A 19,847-nucleotide genomic window follows, 5' to 3' on the forward strand; every position below is an offset into this window, starting at 1 on the left:
CATGGGGCCCGCACTCAAAATTCTTGGACTGACCCCCGATGATCACCCGAAAAGCCTCATTAATCCTGATTGCTCCGGCAATCGTATTGCTTGCCTGCCTGTTTCTATACCCTCTGGGCTACTCCCTGTTGTGGGCGTTCCGTGATGAGGAGCTTGGCGGTTGGGGTCTGCAGAACTTCACAAAGGCCTTTGCTTTGTATTCCAACGATGTCCTGTTCACCCTGATCATCGTCAGTATCTCAACCGTGATTATCGGCCTGCTTTCTGTTGCCATCGGTGGCTATCTGACCTTGGGCGAAAACCGCGTGGCCCTTGCCGTGCTGCGCTGGCTCTATCGCTGGCCATTGTTCATTCCGTTTGTTGTTGCCGCACAGCTGATGCGAACCTTCCTAGCCAAGAACGGCATGATGAATAATATCATTGTCTCAACCGGTTTGATGGAACCCTTGCAAGCCGTCAGCTACCTGGACTGGCGCGGCATCGTGATTACCTTTGTGTGGAAACAAACACCCTTCGTGGCCTTGCTGGTTGCAGGCGCGATGGCGTCTTTGGATCGTTCGACGATCGAAGCCGCGCGCAATCTGGGCGCATCCCGACTTAGAATTCTGTTTGAAATTGTGGTGCCGCAAGTGGGCACAACACTCATGGTCGGGCTGATCCTGTCGTACGTCGTGATGATGTCCGTTTTGTCCGTGCCGCTAATGATCAACGCACAGACGCCCACGATGATCACGGTGGACATGGCATGGCGCATCAACGCCTATTCCGACTATGGCGTGGCAAACGCGTTGGGCTTTATTTCATACGCAATGACGGCCGTGATTGCCTGGGTCTACCTGCGTCAAGGCGTCCGTGAAGGAGGGAAGCCCGCATGACCATTCTTCGCACAACCCTCACAGCCGTGCTGTTGGCCCTGCTGGCCTTTGCCATCTTTGGACCGATCACCAACATGCTGATCTGGTCCGTCGCCGAGACGTGGTATTTTCCGGCGAAACTCCCGCAAAGCTACGGCTTTTCCTTCTGGGAACGTGTGTTCCGTCCTCAGGGCAACGCAATGGAATCGCTCTATAGCTCGGTTCTGATCGCTCTGTTTACTGTGCTGGCGTCTCTGGTGGTTGCTATCCCGGCGGGGCTGGCGTTGGGGCGCGGCAGCCTGCCATGGCGGACATTCTTCCTGTTGTTGTTCCTGTTGCCACAAGCCTTTCCATCCATCGCCGTACACATGAACATCGCGCGCATATTCTATGGGCTGGGCCTGAATGGCACTTATGTCGGCGTGGTTCTGGTTCATACGATCCAAGGGCTGGTGTTTTCGGTTTGGATCGCCACCGCTGCGTTTGCCGCCGTGGATCGAGAGCTTGAGGAAGCCGCTGCAAATATGGGGGCGTCACCCTTCACGGTGTTCCGCACTGTCACCTTACCGCTTGCCCTTCCCGGACTGATGGCCAGTGCAATCTTCGTATTCCTGATCTCGCTGGACGAGTTCACCGGAACGTACTTTGTTGGCGTGCCGGACATTACGACGATGCCCTTGCTGTTGTTCACAGCATCAATGGAGGGGAACTATCAAATCGCCTCAATCACTGCGCTCATTCTGTTGGTCCCATCGGTTGGATTCATGTTGTTCATCGAACGGTTTCTGAAATCGGACGTTTTGGCCAAGGTGGGAAGCTGACATGACCGATGTCGAGAACCGGCTGGCCTTCGCCAAGTCTTTGGCCCAAGACGCCGCTGCGCTGGCTGTGCGTCTTCGCGACGAGCGCGGTGCTGAATTCATCGCCGAGAAAGGCCCACAGGATTTTGTCACCTTCGCGGATCGCGCGGTCGAAGACCTGATACGTCAACGCATCGCGGAAAGCTGGCCAGACGACGCCATGTTGGGTGAAGAGGACGGCGTATCCGGGTCGGGCAATGCGTTTTGGGTTGTGGACCCGATTGACGGGACCGCCAATTTCATGCGCGGGCATCGTGACTGGGGCGTTTGCATAGCGTTTTATGACGGCCAAAACATACCGCTTGGTGTCATCTGCGCGCCAGACCTGAACATGTTGGCCTGGGCGTCTGTCGGGGGTGGTGCGTGGCTGAACGAAAAACGCCTGAGTGTTTCCACTTGCGCTGAACCAACCCGTTCTCAATTGATGTTGGGCTGGTCGACCCGCCGACCATTTACAGAACATACTCAGTTGATCGAGGCTTTGCTGGGTGCAGGTATAGAATACCGCCGCAACGGCTCTGCTGCGATCAGCTTGCTGGCCGTGGCCACCGGTCAGGCTGAAGGTTACTATGAGGCCCATTTGAACCCCTGGGATGCTTTTGCCGCCATTCCGATGATCCAGGAGGCCGGAGGGCAGATCGACTGCGAACCCCTGGACGAGTTTTTAACGCAAGGCAGCCAAATTTTGGCGAGCGGTAAGGGCATGCACCTTTTGTTTCGCGAAAAAGTCAGCGGGCATTGTCAAACTTAATCCCGACAGCTCTGTTTTGAATTCTTGAGCCGACGGCTTGTTCATCTGAAAGGTCAATTCTGTCGGCTTGGTGTCTCAGAGACGAAGCCGAGCAAAAATCTTGTGTTCCTACTTTCCATTGACCCGAGTCTGGAAGATACCATGGTGGCACGCGCCATCAATGTCGCGGCTTCGGCTTTACTGAGACGATAGGAGAGACCCATGGATATCAGGCCTTTCGGTGTCGAAATGTGGATGAACGAGTTCGAAACCAAGTGCGAACTAAATCTGGCTGAAACCTGCGTCGAGTCTATTACACTGGGTGAGCTCTTTGAGATGGCGGGCCAACACAACAGCATTCTGAACGATCTGTCCGCCATGAAGATGACCTATGGCGCAATCGAAGGTTCGGACCGTTTGCGCGATGCCATCAGTGGGCTGTACGAAAACCAGACTCGTGAAAATATCCTGACGACCCATGGAACCATCGGTGCCAACTCTTTGGTGCATCAAACGCTGGTTGCGGGCGGGGATCACGTGATTTCGGTGATCCCGACCTATCAGCAGCATTACTCGATCCCCGAAAGCATCGGAGCGGAAGTAGAGCTGTTGCATCTGAACCCAGAAAACGCGTTTCTGCCCGATCTCGACAAGTTGCGCGCGATGGTTCGACCCAACACGCGGTTGATTGCGATCAACAATCCGAACAACCCGACCGGCGCTTTGATGGACCGTGCCTTGCTGGAACAAATCGTCGAAATCGCGCGCAGCGTTGATGCATGGCTTTTGTGCGATGAAGTCTATCGCGGCACCGACCAGACCGGTGATGGCTTTACGGCGGCCGTGGCCGATCTTTACGAAAAAGGGATCAGCACGGCGGGTATGTCCAAAGCATATTCGTTGGCCGGGTTGCGAGTCGGCTGGATCGCGGGGCCCAAAGACATGCTTCATGATGTGATGATCCACCGTGACTACAACACCATTTCGGTCGGTCAGGTTGACGAAATGCTCGCGGCCATTGCGCTTGAAAACCGCGATAAAATTTTGGCGCGCGCACAACGGATCACGCGAGAGAACCTGAAGATCGTCGAAGACTGGATGGCAAATGAACCACTGCTGAGCTGGGTGCCGCCAAAATCAGGCACCACGGCATTGCTAAAGTATGATTTGCCTATATCGTCACGTGATCTTTGCGTGATGCTTTTGAAAGAAGAAGGCGTGATGCTGACACCAGGCAGCGCGATGGACATGGAGGGCTGGCTTCGCCTTGGCTATACCAATCCGACATCGGATCTTAAAGCCGGGCTGAAAAAGCTGTCGGGCTTTTTGGCGCGCCACAGTGTAGCGTAAAATACGGGTTAGAAATCGCTCGATACCCTGCGCACTCAGACATGTTGTCCCTCTGGCGATAAGAGACGAACCGCATTGCGGTTTTGGACTGTTCAACGAAGTTGTGACGGCCGGATTGTAATCTATCGACCGGCAACCACAATTTTATGCTGGAACCAGAATCCGCAGGCTCGATCCAGTTGAGTCACACGTCTTCAGGTGCGAGCTTTCTCGAACTCAGACCAAGCGACCGAGAAGGCATCAAAATCAAATCCCGGCTGCGCGGCAGCGTCCAGGACGATACGTTCCGTGGTCAGCAGTTTCTGGATTGCGACCTCAAGTTGGTCAACGACGTCTTCGGGAACCACCAACGCACCGTGCCGATCCGCATGGATCAAGTCACCGGGATTGACCGTTAGGCTAAAAGTCGTGACAGGCGTGTCAATCTCGCGGACATGGACAAAGCCGTGGCTTGGGCCAACAGACCCAGCAACAACGGGGAATCCTTCGGGCACGTCCCCCAGATCCCGCATCACGCCGTTGGTCAATGCCCCCGACATGCCAAATCCCTTGTGGACCGTAGTGTTGATCTCTCCCCAATAGGCACCGATGCAGTCGGGGAAATCCAAATCCTCAACCACTGCGACCGAAGGCGCGGGCCCTTCGGCCATGTACTTGTAATAGGCCATTCGGCGCGCCTTGATGACATCGGCGGGTTCGGTTGGCGGATTGACCGCTGCAATCTTGGCTGTGCGGGCATAGCCGACAATGGCTGGTTCGTCCGGAGCCGAGCACAGCATGGTGCCGCGGGTAAAGCCGTTGAACCCGCGCTTGCCTTGCGCCACCTCAATGGCGTTGCAGACAGTGGGCGTATCCACTTTGCGGAGCAGTGACAAAAGTGACGGTGTCATGTGTCCTCCAACCAGCGGATCAACGCCGCCGTGGTTTTGTTTGGTTGTTCCAATGTGGGCAAATGCCCGGCTTCTTCGATGATCTCAAACACGCTGTTTGGCAGCAGATCATGCATCAACTGATGCCGCTCGACCGGGCAAAGACCATCTTCCCTGCCGCAGAGAACCAGAGTTTTTCCGGAATAGGCAGATAGGGTCTGGCGTTGGTCCGGGCGGTTCATCAAAGCGTGGGACTGGCGCAGAAATGCCTCGGGCCCCTGATCAGTGGCCATTGCCATGCACAGGTCAAGTATCGCCCCCTGATGAGGGCCATCTGCCAAATAATTCGGCTTCATCTCGTCCCGCATCACGTTTCGCAGCTTACCATTCTTTACGGCCTCGATCTGAGGGGCACGGCGGGCTTTGACCTCGGGCGTTTCCGCCAAGGGGTTGGTGTCCATAAGCGCCAGCTTTTGGGTGCGCGCAGGCGCTTGTCGCAACACTTCCATCGCCACGATCCCGCCCATCGACAGCCCGGCAAGCGCAAAGGCGGGCGGTGCGTGGGCCAGAATTTCAGCAGCCAGGGCCTCGACGCTGTCATGCTGATGCAGCGGAAAGGTCATGACCGGCATCTTACCCGACAACGCCTCGATTTGGGGACCAAAGAGCCGGGCATCGCACATCATGCCCGGTAAAAGGATCAATGGTGTCATGCCGAAGCCAGCTTAGCCCCTTCGGACAGCGAAGCCAGTTTGGCGTAGGCGATCTGAGGGTCCACGGCCCCAAAACCGGCAAAGGTGCCAAAGCCGCAGTCACTGCCGGCAATCACACGATCTGCCCCCACGATGTCCGTGAAACGCTCAATCCGCTGGGCCACCAATTCGGGATGCTCGACGAAATTGGTGGTGGTGTCGACGACACCGGGCACCAGAACCTTGTCGTCCGGGATCTCAGCCTTGCGGTCGCGGAACACGGTCCATTCGTGGGCGTGACGCGGGTTTGAGGTCTCGAACAAAATATAGCGGGCTTTGGTTGCCATTAGTGTGGTGAACACCTTGTCCATTCCGATATCGCAACAATGCGGCCCTTCGTAGTTGCCCCAGCAAATATGCACGCGCACGCGATCCTGCGGTACGTTTTGCAAGGCATGGTTCAGAGCCTCTACATGCATATCGGCGATCTTGAGGAACTCGTCATCGGACAGATCGGTGAACAGCATGTGGCGCGACAAGGCCAGATCGGGGCAGTCCAATTGCAGGTCCAGACCAGAGGCCACGATGGTTTCGTATTCTTCTTTCATCGCATCCGCCAGCGCCGCAAGATAAGCTTCACGCTTGGGATAGAAGTCGTTTTGAAGGAACAAGGAAATCACACCGGGTGAGGCTGCGTTCATGAACCCGCGCTCAGCACCATGTTGAGCCATGGCAGCTTTGAGGTTGGCAATATCTTTCTCAAGCTCGCCCTGACCTTTCGAGCGGACCTCGCCCGTACACATGGGTCTTGCATATTGCGGCGTACCACCGTCATTAGCGAGGCGTTCCAAAAAACTGGGAAACATTTTCAGATCAGCTGGCGCGTTACGCGGGCTGTCACCGGAAAACCCCGTGTAGCGGTCCTTGACGTAGGTGGCATAGGAAATCTTTGAGGTTTCGCCATCACTGACAATATCGACGCCAGCCTCAACCTGCTTACGCACGGTTTCGGAAACCGCTTCTGTCATGCAAGCGTCAAAAGCAGCGGCGTCGTAAGCCTCGTTGTTCTCGCGCGCGAAGATAAAGTCCACAACGTCCTGAGTTCGGGGCAGAGACCCCACATGTGAAGTAAGAATTTTGGTCATGCGGGGTCTCCGTCTGTGTTAGTTACCAGTCCAGGTTGCACCCGCCGGATCATCGGTTGCGGTGATACGGTAGAGCCCGGCCTGACCGGTCATCGAGGGTTGAGCGCTGTAGCTTTCGCCCGGCATTACCACTGCGGTATCGCCGTTGGACAATGTGGTCACAACATCGTTGATCTCGATCCGCCAATGGCCACTTGCGGGCATCAGAACCACCGGTTTTTCTGCTTTGACACGATCGTTCACAGCTGAGCCACGGGTCAGGAAATCAACCTCGAAGCCCGGCTTGTCCTTGATCAGGCCGTTTTCACCGATCACAACAGCAGGCTTGTTTGCCGACAGCGCCATCAGGTCCCAATAGCGGGCAACGTATTTACCGACCACATCCTGAACCGGAACCTCGGGATAGGCTTTCAGTTCCACTTCGGTCAGCAAGGGCATGGGCTGCACATTGTGCGGCAGCTCTTCACCCTTCTTGCTGTCATAAAGCACGCCATTGTTGCCCAGCATCAGGCCATGGGCTTGAGCGTCTTCAATAACCTGAGGTGCCCATGTCACGCCACCACCCGCGTCGTCACCACCAAGGATCGACATGATCATGCCGTAGTCCTGACCAACGTTTTCGAAGCCGCGGAAGATGCCGGTGGGGATGTTGAAGATGTCACCCTCTTCAGCGATGAACTCACCAGCAGTACCATACCGGCCCCAGAAGAAACGCCAGCGACCTTTGGCAACAAAGAACACCTCGGCCGTGGTGTGGCTGTGCAAAGAGTTGCGGCATTTCGGCGGTTGCCCCGCCGCGCCAATGTTGAACCCGATCTTGTCGGTGATGTGGACGTGCTGGTCCGGGCTTTCCGAGACACCACCGCCGACGATGGTAAAGTTCTCTTTCTGGTCCGACCCGGGTGTGTGGGCATCGATGAAAGCGGTTTTGCAGGGTTGCAGCTCTCCGTAACGGACGATGCGGCTTTGAATGGTACTCATATCTGTATTCCTTTGCTTGGGTTGAGGTTTGAACGGATCAAACCCCAAACCCCGGCGGGCGGTTGTTCAGCCGCCGGGCGCGCAGGCTGGCACGATGGGCGTGGTACCGCCGCATCGCCTGCCCCGCATCCAGATTTGAGATACGGCGACACATGTTACTTGCCGCCGGTCTGCAACAGGATCTGTTTCCAGACCGATGTTTCGTCAAACAGGGTGTATTCGCGGCGCAACTGCAGCTGGCCGCTGATCAACTGGCCAAACTCACCGTGGCTGATGCCCAGCACATACACCTCAGCCCCGGTCGGAACGCCGAACACGCCCCAGCCGTCATGCTTGCCATGCAGGCTCCACCGCACAGCCGCGCGCGGGGCCATGTTGGGATCGTCTCGCCCGATCTGGTGTTCGATCTTGAACTCGGCATTGGGGAAGCTGGCGCGCAGGCCCATCCAGAACCGATCCACCGAGTCCCAGCCGTGGCCGGTGACGCCGCCCACATATTCGGATTGTACAGCGCGGTCATATTCGGCCTCGATCACGCCCATATCGGCGCTCATGATCCGGGTCAGGATGTCAGCATAGCGCTGACCCCATTCATTGTCGTTGCCTTTGCCCTTGTAGGGGCCGGGCTGGTCCGTCGCAGGCGTCAGCGGTTTGACGCAATTTTCCGGCCCGCCCTCACGCGCGATCAGATCAGCAGCATATTCCTTGGGATCCCAGCCCATTTGGCGCACGATGGCACCTTGGTCGCGGATCAGCCATTCATCGTTGATCTGATTGTCGATGGCATGGCAGTCGGCCAGAATCCGATAGCGCAGTTGCTTGCCTGTCGCCTTGCCATAGACACCATCGGCCAGATGCGTCGCGGTCGAGATGATGCGGTGCGAGCTCAGCATCCCCTCTTCCGAAGTACCGGACCAGATCACATCCTCGCCCAGCAACTGCCGGTCGGGGAATTCGGCCAGAGTTGCCATCGTTGCCCCTATGACGTTCTGGTTACCCAGCACCACCGAAGCGGGCGAGCGTACAACGATGTCCGGCGAGTAGTAGTGATGCAGCGTTGCAATGCCGCGATCTTCCCAGATTTCCTTTGTGATCCCGATGATATAGTCGGGGAAATCTTTGAATTTGGGATCAAATCCCTTCATGTCTTCCATCCTTCAGGTATGCGGGCCGAGCCGCGAACAATCAAAGGCCCATCAATCTCTAACCGGCGCGGACCAACATCCGGGTCATCGATTTTGCTGAGCAGAATTTCCACCGTTTCGCTCACCATACGATTGGCTGGCTGGCGTACGGTTGTCAGGTCGTAAGTTGGCCAAGCGGCCACCGAGACATCGTCATATCCAACGACAGATACGTCGTCTGGCACCTTGACGCCCAATTCAAAGCGCAGCGTATCCATCACCGCAATCGCCATGTGATCATTGGCCACAAACAGCGCATCGGGCGGATCCGAGGCGAACATGCGCCGCGTCGCTGCCTGCGCCTGTTCGGTTACAAAGTTACCAATCTCGCGCGCATGCAGTTCGACACCTGCGTCACGCAACGCCCGGACAAAACCTGCCTCGCGGTCACGTTGGGTCGAAGTACCTTCCCAACCTGCGATGTAGCCGATTTTCTTATGGCCCGCAGCCAGCAGGAACTCAGCCACCTTGCGCCCACCTGCAATGTTATCTGACGTGACTGCAGACATGGCCGGGTCGTCCTGCGCCCGGTTGAACAGCACCATTGGCACCCCCGCCGCGCGGCACCGATCTGATAATTCAGAGGACAGAGTGACCGAGGCCGCAATGATACCATCAACCTGAAAGTCCAGTATTTCAGACACCACCTTGTCGACGTTGACTGTCGCTTGCGGTGCCATGAAGATCATCACGTGATAGCCACGTTCCTGTAGTAGATTGGTCAGCTTTTCCAAAGCTTCGGGATAAAACTGGTTGTCCAGATACGAGACCACAAGGCCGATGATCCGGCTTTTGCCAGAGACCACCGCACGCGCCAGAACATTCGGACGATACCCAAGCTCATCCGCGGCCTTGCGCACCTTGGCGATGGTCTTTTCCGAGGCCGACGCACCGGGCGTAAACACACGGCTGACAGCGGATTGGCTTACCCCTGCCCGCCGTGCCACGTCCAATGATGTGACCTTCTGAGTTCCCATCAGTCCGCTGTCCAGCCTCCATCCACCAACATCGAAGTGCCTGTTACCAGTGCTGAAGCATCCGAGGCCAGATAGACCACCGCGCCCATGATATCTTCAATCTCACCAGGGCGGCCTAACTTGATCTTGTCCAGAATCCAAGCGCGCTTATCCGGGTCGTCGAAGGTCGAACGTGTCAGATCGGTCAGAATAAATGTCGGGCATATAGTGTTGACCCGGATTTTTGCGGAACCGAATTCAAGCGCCATGGCCTTGGTGAAGCCTTCAACTGCAAATTTTGAGGCACAATAGACAGCACGTTCGCGCCCGCCCACATGCCCCATCTGACTTGAGATATTGATCAACGAGCCAGGGCGCCCTGCGTCGAGCAACCCCTTTGCCACGGCCTGAGTCAGGAAATAGGCACCGCGTACATTGACATTCATCACCGCATCGAAATCCGGTGCCGACGTGTCAATCGCCTTGCCATGACGGGCCAGCCCGGCCGAGTTCAAAAGGATCTCGAACGGACCGTTTTCCGCCACGGCTGCAGCGGTGGCATCAACATCGGATACATCCAGTTCCAGCACCTTGGCCGACCAGCCGCGCGCAGACATCTCGGACGCGATCTCTTGCAGCGCGCCCGTCCGACGCGCTGCAAGAGTAACCTCAGCCCCATGTTCCGCCAGCGCCACGGCACAAGCCATGCCGATGCCGGACGATGCCCCCGCAACCAAAGCGCGCTTGCCGCCGAGGTTGAAGCTGGGCGTACTGGGGAGTTGCGCCATATCAGACATCCCCGACCGGGAACGAGATCGACCCAGGAACCCGCGCTTTGTTGAACTCGCGCAGACGGGCAAACACGTCGACACCCAGTTGCCTGTAGGCATCCAGAATATCGACGGTGACCCAGTTTTCGCGGATCTTGCCGTTCTCAAGACGCCAGAAGTCCAAGCTGCGCATGGAGATCCGTTTGCCTGACGGCGCAATGCCCATCCAACCATCATGAGTTACAGTCTGGATCATATCGGGCCAACCGGTCACAGCTGCATATTCACCGTCACCGAAGAAGTGATACTGAATCTCGTCGAGATACTGACCACGATCCGGCATTCCGTTCAGAAACGGAATTTGGTGCCAGTTGCGGAACCCGGAAATTCCCCGCCCCGTACCGATTGCGGCTGGCCCGTACCAATTCATGCGCTCGTGCCAGAACTTTGGCATCTCCATCACTTCCGGACCACCCTGAGTGGGGTGCTTCTTGAGATGTGCCAGCATTGTCACGATGTGCTCACAGGACGCCTGCGACTTCGCCTCGTCCCAGGGCCCCGGCACAAGGCCGTCATGTGTCGCAGGGCCCGGAATACAGAATTCAAGCCCAAGCGACGGTGCCATCGGCCAGGCATTGGCCTGAATCATGACTTCTGGAATATCCCAGATCGTCTGGATCTCGACCACCTTGCCATCTTCAAATCGGTAGAATTCGTGGTACCGCATATGAGTCAGATGGCCTGTTGGCGGAATATCCAGCCAAGGTGCTACGAAGGTGCCATAGTAATGGCCGCCGCAACCGATCCAGTCACCGCCATGCTCGGTACGCCCTCCCATGACGATCCAGTCACGCCGCTCCAAATCCGGCATCGAGGCCAGCAGCGGTGCGTAGCATTGATCATACAACTCGACCGGGCCAGTCAGGTCACCAAAGGGGTGGCACATATGCACCACCGCATCCGGGGAAATCAGCGCTTCCAGCGCTGCGCGTACCCCGGTTTCTTCAAAGTCATACATCGCCGCCCGAAGCGGCTCGATCAGCGCTTTGTTTGCTGAATGTACGTCGCTCATTCCGCGGCCTCCCGGTACGGCGCACCCTCACCGTAAGGAACATTGATGCCGCCATAGCGACGCACACGGATATTGCATTGCTCGGCATGGCCGACAAAGCCTTCAAGCATGCACAGACGCGAGCCATATTCGCCGATCATCGTTGCGGCCTCATCCGTCAGAACTTTCTGATAGCTGTGTGTTTTCAGGAACTTGCCAACCCACAGACCGCCGGTATAGCGACCGGCCTTTTTGGTGGGCAACGTGTGGTTGGTCCCGATCACCTTGTCGCCATTGGCCACATTTGTACGCGGACCCAGGAACAGCGCGCCATAACAAGTCATATTCTCAAGGAACCAGTCGTCGCGGTCGGTCATGACCTGAACGTGTTCCGAGGCGATATCGTCAGCAACCTGCAGCATCTCGTCATAGGTGTCGCAGACTATCACTTCGCCGTATTCATCCCAGCTGACCCGCGCGGTGCCCGAAGTCGGCAGAATGCCCAGAATGCGCTCGATCTCGGTCAAGGTATCCTCGGCCAGTTTACGCGAGTTGGTCAGCAAAACGCAGGGGCTGTTATAACCGTGCTCGGCCTGACCCAGCAGGTCAGTGGCGCACAGTTCGGCGTCAGCCGCGGATTCATCTGCAATGACCATGGTCTCGGTCGGACCAGCGAACAGATCGATACCAACACGGCCAAACAACTGGCGTTTGGCTTCGGCGACAAAAGCATTGCCGGGACCGACAAGCATATGAACCGGGTCGATGGTTTCGGTGCCGATGGCCATAGCGCCCACGGCCTGAATACCGCCCATCACATAAATCTCATGCGCGCCACCCAGATGCATCGCCGCGATCACAGCAGCGTTGGGCGCGCCATTGAACGGAGGTGTGCAGGCGATGATGCGCGGTACACCCGCCACTTTCGCTGTTGCCACCGACATATGCGCCGAGGCCACCATCGGGAACTTGCCGCCGGGCACATAACAACCCACCGACTGAACCGGTATGTTCTTGTGGCCCAGGATCACGCCGGGCATCGTCTCGACCTCGATGTCCAGCATGGAGTCGCGCTGCGCTTGGGCGAAATTTGTCACTTGTTCCTGTGCGAACTTGATATCGGCCAGCTCGCGATCCGACAGCGAAGCAATCAGATCATCGATCTGCTGCTGGCTCAGCCGATAGCTTTCGGGTGAGTAATTGTCGAACTTCTCAGAAAGTTCACGCACGGCCGCATCGCCGCGCGCTTCGATGTCCTTCAAGGTCGCCTCAACGACAGCGCGGGTCTTGGCGTCATCCTCGGCCCTGTCAGCCTCGGGCTTGCCACGTTTCAGGTATTCGATAGCCATTTTGTCCTAATCCTCAGTTTGCGGGCCGAGGCGGAGTTTTCTCGCCCCGGTCAAATGCTTCCCATCCGTTCCCCTGGAACAGATCGACGCCGAGCTGCGCTGCAACATGGGCGAAGTCGACATTTACCCAGTTGTCGACGATTTTGCCGTCAACCACTTTCCAGAAATCCATGTACCGAATCTCGACCCGCTTGCCGGTGGCGGGAATGCCCAGAAACTCACCCGAATGGGTGGCTTCCTGACGACCAAAGGCCGCAGCCCATTCACCCATGTAAAGGCGCGCCTCATCAATGCAGGTCTTGTCGGAAAACGCCGCCTGAAACGGGCGTTGCCAATTGTCCTGGAATTCATTCAGTCCGGTCTTGGTGCCGCAGCCCTGGTTGCCCATCCAGCGGAAACCCTGCGCGAAAAACTCACCGATGTCATCGATGCGGTGGTCATTCAGCCCGTCAACCATCCCTTCGATGACGGCGCGCGTTTCTTCGGTTTTGCTCATATCCGTGTCTTTGGTCAGCACGGCTTGTTCGGGGCGTGAACCCTTCATGTTTTCAGTCCTTTAATCGTATTCAAATGAGATGATCTGTTTGGCAGAGGGACGTCAGCCGCGCGTCAGAAAATCTCTTGGCATCCGGTTGAGCGCCGGGTGGCGCGCAACCGCGTTATGTCTTGCAGATGCACTCATCAGCCTTTGACCGCACCGGCTGTCAGACCACTGACAATCTGGCGCTGGAAGAACAGGATCAGGACGAACAGCGGCCCAGTGGTCGAAACCACGGCAGCAACCGCGTACATGATCTTACCTTCGACCTGTGTGGTGCCCATGAAGCTGTTGATGGCGGGAATGATGGTCTCATTGTCTTCGCTCAGCAACATCGCAGCCACAGTAAAGTCGTTATACGCCAGCAGGAAGCTGAACAGTCCGGTGGTGATCACGCCGGGCCACATGACCGGTACGATCACATGCCAGAAAGCCTGGAAACGTGTGCAGCCATCGACCATGGCGCTTTCGTCCATGTCCTTGGGGATGTTCTTGAAGAAAGAATGCAGCATCCACAGCGTGAACGGCTGGTTGATCGCCACAAGCACGATGATCGTTGTGGGCAGAATACCCCAGACATTCCACTCGAAAAACGGCAGCAGATAGCCCGAGACCAGCGTGATATGCGGCATCGCGCGGAACACCAGCGCCGCCATAAGGATCCAGAAAGCATAACGGAAACCAGATCGGGCCAAAGCGTAACCGCCCAACGTACCGAAGGTCAGCGAGATGACCACGGTAAAGAACACAACGATGCCGGTGTTCCTGAAGTTGAACCAGAAATCTTCCAGTACCCAGGCACCGTAATAGCCCGCACCGGTAAAGGCGCTGCCGGTTTGTTCGATTGTATTGGTCCCGGTCAGGGCGTTCATCCAGTCGGCCTTTGACAAGAAGTCGGCCTGCACCTTGAAACTGCCCCAAAAGGTCCAGAAGAACGGGAACGCCGCAATGATCAGCCACAATGCCACGAAAGCATATGAGAACAGCTTGAGCGGGGTCATGCGAGATTGTGCTTTGGTCGCCATGTCGTGTCCTCTAGTGAGATTTACGGGTGAAGTCGCGCCAGGTACGGATCAGCACCGGCGTCATGAGGATGACCACCAGAATAATGGTAATCAGCGAGGTCGCACCGGCAGAACCATAAAGCGGATTGCCGCTTTCGCGCAGGTCGTTGAAGATAATCCAGCTAAGCGACTGGGCATGCGCCTCGGCCTTGAAGCTGACGATCGGTTCGAAGACGCGGAAGTTGTCCATGATCATCATCAGGGTCACAAAGGACACCAGCGGGGCCAGATGGGGAACGATAACGTGGATCATCCGTTGCCATTTCGTGGCGCCATCGATCTGCGCAGCCTCCATCGTATCCTCGGGCACGGTCTGTAATCCGGCATAAAAGGTGATGAAGCTAAACGGCAGTGTGTGCCAAACCCCGTAGAACATAAGCATGATCCAGGTCAGACCAGTTGATGCTTTCAGACTGAGGGATGGATCGTTGAATATTCGTTGAATCGTGGCCCCAATCACACCATCACTGTCGACCATCCAGAACAGGATCAACGAGCCGACAAGCGGTGTAACGAGGAAGGGCAACAGCGAGATGAAGATCGCCAACCCCTTCAGCATATTGGGCAGGTTGTTCACCCCAACAGCAATCGCCATCCCCAGAATCAGAACCAGTGGGGTCACAATCGCCGTGTAGACCAGCGTAAAGGTCAGCGCGCTATAGAACGGAAGGTTGTAGACCTTCGAAAAAAACTCACCCATCGAAGCCGAGCTTGCCCAAGCCTCGCCTACTTCTGCAAAAGCCAGATGCGAGCGGTTGGTGTAAGTTCCTAAACCATTGAACTGACCCAGCGGCCGTTCCTCTTGCAGCTTGGCCGTTGCTTCAAGGTCTACCGACGTTGTCGGCGTACAACCGAACGGGCCGCAGCTTTCAGACACGACCAGAACTTGTTCGTGCGCAACAAACAGCGACTGAATAAAGACCGAGACGATAGGCAGGGCGATGAACAAAATCATCGCGGAAAGCGTCGGCAGAATGAACCAGAAAAAGGTGCGGTGCTTCATGGCGTTCGTCCCGATCTGAAGTCCGAGTTGTGTGAGGGGGCCTGAACAGCCCCCTCGGTTCCGGCAGAATTACTGGAGGAAACCAGCTTCTTTTGCGGATGTTCTGTAGGCGGCCTCTACATCGGCCAGCGCTTGTTCTGCGCTTTCGTCACCCTTCAGGAAGTCCGCCAGTTCCGCGCCCAGCGCTGCGTGCAGCAGGCCCATCTGCGGGATCATCGGATAGGGCTTGGCACCACCCTGAGCGGTTTGCGCAACACCTGCCGCAGCCGGTCCGGGCTGGAAGCCATCCAGCAGCCAAACGGCGTCGTCATTGTTGGCTGCAACCATGTCCGGTGTCAGGGCACTGACCAGAGCCGCAAAGGTGGCTTCGGCTTCTTCATCCGATACGTTGGACGAGATCGCGATGCCATCCCACCACAGCGTGGCCGAAGGGATCGAGCCACCACCAACGGTCGGCGCCGCAGACAGAACCGTGTTCGATGTCACTTCTTCGGTCGAACCTTCATCGTCCAGGATTGGCGAACCGCGCGAACCCCACATGACACCCAGTGCCGCCTGACCGGATTCCCACAGGCCCTGCGTCTCGTTCGAGGCGTGGGTCAGGTGGTCAGGATGGGCATACTCGGCCAGCGATTTCATGACTTCCAGAGCAGCAAGGCCCTTTTCGTTGTTGACCGCCGGTTCCGCCGAACCGGGCTCGAAGAACTCACCGCCATGACCCAGATAGATCATGTTGAACACCTCACCGACGTTCCAGCCGGTTTGCAGGTTCATCACAATCGGGTGCTCCATGATACCCGCTTCGCGGATCATGGCTGCGGCTTCCAGAACCTCTTCGTACGTGGCAGGGATGCCTTCGAAACCTGCCTGCTCAAGAATGTCCTTGCGCGAGAACAGGTGTTGCGAGTTGGCCATGAACGCTACGGCCATGACGTTGCCGTCGATGGTGATCAGCAGGTTGGGCGAGATGTTTTCGCCGTATTTCTCAACCAGATCGTTCAGCGGGCGGACCAGACCGTCATTCATCAGCTGAGTCAGCGTCGCGTTTGCCAAAATCACCGAGGAATACTCAGCCGGGTTCGGCGTCAGGGCCGCGTTCATGATCTGACGGGCTTCGGTCGTGTGGTTGGTGGAAAACTCAGACGCACCGGCGGCACAGTTGCTCTCGGCAGTACCTGCGACAGCGTGGATGGCCGGGAAGTCACTGGCCAGAATGCGAATGGATTGACCTTCGGGACCACAGTTGGCCGCATAGGCAGCCGTACCCATCAGACCCACAAAGGCGGTTGCGGTAGCTAGATTTTTCAGAAACATCTCATCTCCCTGTTTCTTTGAAAAGTGATGCGCGCCCCTTACGCGCATGGGTTAGATTCCCGGGGTTGCTCCCGGTGGTTTGGCGGGGCTTTCTTCAGATCCGTTGTCCAGACGTGCCATCAAACAGGTGGCAAATTTCGGTGGGAACCGAAATGGAAACCATATCGTCGATCTCTGCCCGGAAGTTCTTGTCTGCCTTCACGGATACCAATGCGCCTCCGACACGAACCGAAATCATCGTCGCATCGCCCAGCAGTTCCTGCGTGTAGATCGGAGCGTTGATCTGCCCCTGCCCTTCCGCCGCCAGCGTCGCATCTTCAGCGCGGAACCCAAGTGTCAGGGGACCATCAGGCGCAGTGATATTCGGAATCTCCACGTGGTCGGCGACAAACGTGCCGTTGCGGACTTGGCCTTCCATCAGGTTCATGGCCGGGTTGCCGATAAAGCTGGCCACAAATGTATTGGCCGGGGTGTCGTAGATTTCGGTCGGGCTGCCGACCTGCTGAACGACACCGCTTTTCATCACCACAACGCGATCTGCCAGCGTCATTGCCTCGATCTGGTCGTGTGTCACGTAGATGGTTGTCACTGCCAGTTCATGGCTGAGGTTCTTGATCTGCGCCCGAGTTGAAACCCGCAGTTTCGCGTCAAGGTTGGACAGTGGTTCGTCCATCAAAAAGACGTTCGGCTCACGCACAATGGCGCGCGCCAAAGCAACGCGCTGGCGCTGCCCGCCCGACAGTTCCGCTGGTTTGCGATGCAGGAAGTCGTCCAGTTCGACCATTGCCGAGGCACGGCGCACCTTATCATCATGCGTTGCAGGATCGATACCGCGTACCCGTAGCGGGAAGCGGATGTTCTCGTACACGTTCATGTTCGGATAGAGCGCGTAAGACTGGAACACCATCGCCACATCGCGGTCTTTCGGCTCCATTTCGTTGACGCGCACGCCGTCGATCATGATGTCGCCTTCACTGGCATCTTCCAGGCCCGCGATCATCCGCATCGTTGTGGTTTTGCCGCAGCCTGAGGGACCCAGCAGAACCAGGAACTCCTTGTCAGCTATGGTCAGATCGAAATTGTCGACGCCGACAAACGAACCCCATCGCTTGCCAACATTGCGCAATTGAATCTCGGCCATCCGCTTCTCCCGTTGGATTGGAAATTTTTTGCATACGCTTGCAAATACGGTAGACTTAACTGCGTCATTTTGGCAAGGTTTTTTTGCAATCGTATGCAGAAAGGCGTTACTCGATGTCCGGGTTCTCGGCAGAAAAGCAAGTAATCAAAGAGTTTTATGAGCAACTGGACCGCTCCGAAACAGGAGCGGAACACAAGGTTCTGTCAGAGTACTACAGCTCGAATCACATCTGGCGCGGGTTTCATCCGTTTGACGAGATACGCGGGCCTCAGGCCGTTGCAGATACCTTCTGGACGCCCCTGCGCGCATCGCTGACGCAATTACAAAGGCGGCAGGATGTCTTCATGGCAGGCGCCAACGAAATGGACGATTTCTCGTCTGTTTGGGTGGTGTCGATGGGACATCTGATGGGCTTGTTCGATACACCTTGGTTGGGTATCGCGCCAACCGGCAAGTTGTCTTTCTTTCGCTATTGCGAATTCAACCGTGTGGAAGACGGCAAGATCACCGAAACAGCGATGTATTTCGATATTCCACATCTGATGCTGCAAGCCGGGCTGCAACCCTTCCCGCCGCAAACCGCTGCGCAACTGGTACAGCCCGGACCGATGACTCATGACGGGCTGATGTTTGATCCCCAACCCCCAGAGGAAGGCGAACAGACTCTGGCGGCGATCAACGCGATGATCTCGGATCTGGGTCAGTGGAACAGCGGGCTGAGCCTTGAGGATGAACTGCGTCGCACATGGTGCGAAGATATGTTGTGGTGGGGACCCACAGGGATCGGCGCGACCTACACGATTGAGCGCTACGCCAAGCAACATGCAGGGCCGTTCCGCGCCGGTTTCACCGACCGGTCAAAGACCAAACATCTCTGCCGCATGGCCGAGGGGCATTATGGTGGCTTCTTCGGCTGGCCCAATTTCACCGCCCGCCCTACCGGAGGCTTCATGGGGATGCCCGCCGCAGACAAGGCCGGAGAATTCAGGGTGATAGACATTTACCGCCGCGCGGGTGACAAGCTGGCTGAAAACTGGATTTTCATTGACTTGCTGCATTTCTGGAAACAGCAAGGCGTAGACATTCTGGGACGTATGCAACAGGTACCGCGCACATGACTGGCTGGATAGACGCGCATCATCACCTTTGGGATCTAAACGCCGTTCACTACCCGTGGCTGATGGCCAAAGGCGTTGAGCGGTTTTTTGGAGACCCGTCTCCCATTCAGCGGAACTACCTTTTGAGCGAGTTCAGCGCAGATGCCCAAGCTCAGGGCATTCGCGCATCGGTCCATATTCAGGTGGGGGCCGAAGACGGGATGGCCGAAGCTAGGTGGGTTCAATCGGTGGCGGACGCCAACCCCAACTGGCCCATGGCACAAGTGGTCTTTTGCGACCTGACCGCGCCGGATCTGATGGACCAATTGGATACGTTCCAGCACCTCAGCACAGTACGTGGCGTGCGCCAGATCGTTGGCCGCGCGCCTGGAGAGGATGCGCAAACCGGCACCAACGCCCTGTTGGACGACCCCCGCTTTCTGACCGGTTTGCAAGAGGCCGGGCGACGAGGGTTAAGCTTTGACTTGCAACTGATCCCCGAACTCTACGAGAAAACCGCTCGTGTGTTGGCCAAAGCGCCGGACACGCAAGTTGCGCTTTGCCACGCTGGATCACCCCATGACCGCAGCTCTGAGGGGTTAAGTGAGTGGGCCAAAAATCTGCGAACACTGTCAGATTTGCCGCACGTGGCCTGTAAACTCTCGGGTCTGGGCATGTTTGACCATCATTGGTCAACCCAAAGCATCCGCCCGATTGTCGAGACATGCCTTGACCAATTCGGCGCGCACCGAACCATGTATGGTTCGAATTTTCCGGTCGACAGTCTGTACAGCGACTACGCAACCCTCATGAAGGCATATGCAGAATTAATCCCGCAAGAGGCCAAGTCGGCAGTGTTTCGTGAAACAGCAAAGCGGTTTTATCAGCTCTGACACCGA

The 19,847-nt window shown here is 56.8% G+C and carries 20 protein-coding genes; 6 read left to right on the forward strand and 14 right to left on the reverse strand.

Annotated features, from left to right (window positions below; all coding sequences use genetic code 11):
* Positions 1-38: 38 nt before the first annotated feature.
* The 4 genes from GOV90_RS16975 to GOV90_RS16990 all read left to right on the forward strand — a co-directional run bounded on the left by GOV90_RS16975 (position 39) and on the right by GOV90_RS16990 (position 3,794).
* Positions 39-875 carry an ABC transporter permease gene (locus tag GOV90_RS16975; RefSeq protein WP_171095270.1) on the forward strand — a complete coding sequence of 279 codons (837 nt, stop codon included), beginning with the start codon at positions 39-41 and terminating at the stop codon, positions 873-875.
* A complete protein-coding gene (locus tag GOV90_RS16980; RefSeq protein ID WP_171095272.1) occupies positions 872-1,675 on the forward strand; it encodes an ABC transporter permease in 804 nt (267 codons plus the stop codon). Before GOV90_RS16975 ends, GOV90_RS16980 begins: the two co-directional genes overlap by 4 nt.
* A gap of 1 nt (position 1,676) precedes the next feature.
* The gene (locus GOV90_RS16985) at positions 1,677-2,465 is read left to right on the forward strand and encodes an inositol monophosphatase family protein (protein WP_171095274.1); all 789 of its coding nucleotides are present in this window, start codon (positions 1,677-1,679) and stop codon (positions 2,463-2,465) included.
* Between the two features lie 201 nt (positions 2,466-2,666).
* A complete protein-coding gene (locus GOV90_RS16990) occupies positions 2,667-3,794 on the forward strand; it encodes an aminotransferase (RefSeq protein ID WP_171095276.1) in 1,128 nt (375 codons plus the stop codon).
* Between the two features lie 194 nt (positions 3,795-3,988).
* On the opposite strand, the gene GOV90_RS16995 is transcribed toward GOV90_RS16990, so the two are convergent.
* From GOV90_RS16995 to GOV90_RS17060, 14 genes are all read right to left on the reverse strand, one after another.
* Positions 3,989-4,684: an RraA family protein gene (locus tag GOV90_RS16995; RefSeq protein ID WP_171095278.1), complete on the reverse strand. Its 696-nt coding sequence runs from the start codon at positions 4,682-4,684 to the stop codon at positions 3,989-3,991.
* Entirely contained in the window at positions 4,681-5,376 is a 696-nt protein-coding gene (locus tag GOV90_RS17000) for an alpha/beta fold hydrolase (RefSeq protein ID WP_171172872.1), read from the reverse strand. Before GOV90_RS17000 ends, GOV90_RS16995 begins: the two co-directional genes overlap by 4 nt.
* Positions 5,373-6,500 carry a cobalamin-independent methionine synthase II family protein gene (locus tag GOV90_RS17005; RefSeq protein WP_171095282.1) on the reverse strand — a complete coding sequence of 376 codons (1,128 nt, stop codon included), beginning with the start codon at positions 6,498-6,500 and terminating at the stop codon, positions 5,373-5,375. The genes GOV90_RS17000 and GOV90_RS17005 overlap by 4 nt, the downstream gene beginning before the upstream one ends.
* 18 nt (positions 6,501-6,518) lie before the next feature.
* Positions 6,519-7,481 carry a cupin gene (locus GOV90_RS17010; RefSeq protein ID WP_171095283.1) on the reverse strand — a complete coding sequence of 321 codons (963 nt, stop codon included), beginning with the start codon at positions 7,479-7,481 and terminating at the stop codon, positions 6,519-6,521.
* A 155-nt stretch (positions 7,482-7,636) separates the two neighbouring features.
* Complete coding sequence (locus tag GOV90_RS17015) at positions 7,637-8,626, reverse strand: ester cyclase (RefSeq protein WP_171095285.1); 990 nt, start codon at positions 8,624-8,626, stop codon at positions 7,637-7,639.
* The gene (locus GOV90_RS17020; RefSeq protein WP_171095287.1) at positions 8,623-9,642 is read right to left on the reverse strand and encodes a LacI family DNA-binding transcriptional regulator; all 1,020 of its coding nucleotides are present in this window, start codon (positions 9,640-9,642) and stop codon (positions 8,623-8,625) included. The genes GOV90_RS17015 and GOV90_RS17020 overlap by 4 nt, the downstream gene beginning before the upstream one ends.
* Positions 9,642-10,409, reverse strand: coding sequence for an SDR family NAD(P)-dependent oxidoreductase (locus GOV90_RS17025; RefSeq protein WP_171095289.1), 768 nt, complete (start codon positions 10,407-10,409; stop codon positions 9,642-9,644). Before GOV90_RS17025 ends, GOV90_RS17020 begins: the two co-directional genes overlap by 1 nt.
* A gap of 1 nt (position 10,410) precedes the next feature.
* Positions 10,411-11,463: an ester cyclase gene (locus GOV90_RS17030; RefSeq protein WP_171095292.1), complete on the reverse strand. Its 1,053-nt coding sequence runs from the start codon at positions 11,461-11,463 to the stop codon at positions 10,411-10,413.
* Positions 11,460-12,791: a histidinol dehydrogenase gene (hisD, locus tag GOV90_RS17035; RefSeq protein ID WP_171095294.1), complete on the reverse strand. Its 1,332-nt coding sequence runs from the start codon at positions 12,789-12,791 to the stop codon at positions 11,460-11,462. Before hisD ends, GOV90_RS17030 begins: the two co-directional genes overlap by 4 nt.
* A 13-nt stretch (positions 12,792-12,804) precedes the next feature.
* Positions 12,805-13,335 carry an ester cyclase gene (locus tag GOV90_RS17040; RefSeq protein ID WP_171095296.1) on the reverse strand — a complete coding sequence of 177 codons (531 nt, stop codon included), beginning with the start codon at positions 13,333-13,335 and terminating at the stop codon, positions 12,805-12,807.
* Positions 13,336-13,472: 137 nt separating this feature from the next.
* On the reverse strand, positions 13,473-14,354 hold the full coding sequence (locus GOV90_RS17045; protein ID WP_171095298.1) for a carbohydrate ABC transporter permease: 882 nt from the start codon (positions 14,352-14,354) through the stop codon (positions 13,473-13,475).
* 10 nt (positions 14,355-14,364) lie between these two features.
* Entirely contained in the window at positions 14,365-15,396 is a 1,032-nt protein-coding gene (locus GOV90_RS17050) for a carbohydrate ABC transporter permease (RefSeq protein WP_171095300.1), read from the reverse strand.
* Positions 15,397-15,465: 69 nt separating this feature from the next.
* Entirely contained in the window at positions 15,466-16,710 is a 1,245-nt protein-coding gene (locus GOV90_RS17055; RefSeq protein ID WP_171095302.1) for an ABC transporter substrate-binding protein, read from the reverse strand.
* A 94-nt stretch (positions 16,711-16,804) separates the two neighbouring features.
* Positions 16,805-17,851 carry an ABC transporter ATP-binding protein gene (locus GOV90_RS17060; RefSeq protein WP_171095304.1) on the reverse strand — a complete coding sequence of 349 codons (1,047 nt, stop codon included), beginning with the start codon at positions 17,849-17,851 and terminating at the stop codon, positions 16,805-16,807.
* A gap of 113 nt (positions 17,852-17,964) precedes the next feature.
* Between GOV90_RS17060 and GOV90_RS17065 the strand changes: the two genes are divergently transcribed.
* Positions 17,965-18,969: an ester cyclase gene (locus GOV90_RS17065; RefSeq protein ID WP_171095306.1), complete on the forward strand. Its 1,005-nt coding sequence runs from the start codon at positions 17,965-17,967 to the stop codon at positions 18,967-18,969.
* Positions 18,966-19,841 (forward strand): amidohydrolase, encoded by an 876-nt coding sequence (locus GOV90_RS17070; protein ID WP_171095308.1) that lies wholly within the window; start codon positions 18,966-18,968, stop codon positions 19,839-19,841. The genes GOV90_RS17065 and GOV90_RS17070 overlap by 4 nt, the downstream gene beginning before the upstream one ends.
* The last annotated feature ends 6 nt before the right edge of the window (positions 19,842-19,847 follow it).

The sequence above is a fragment of the Ruegeria sp. HKCCA5929 genome (assembly GCF_013034525.1).
Taxonomy (GTDB): Bacteria; Pseudomonadota; Alphaproteobacteria; order Rhodobacterales; family Rhodobacteraceae; genus Ruegeria.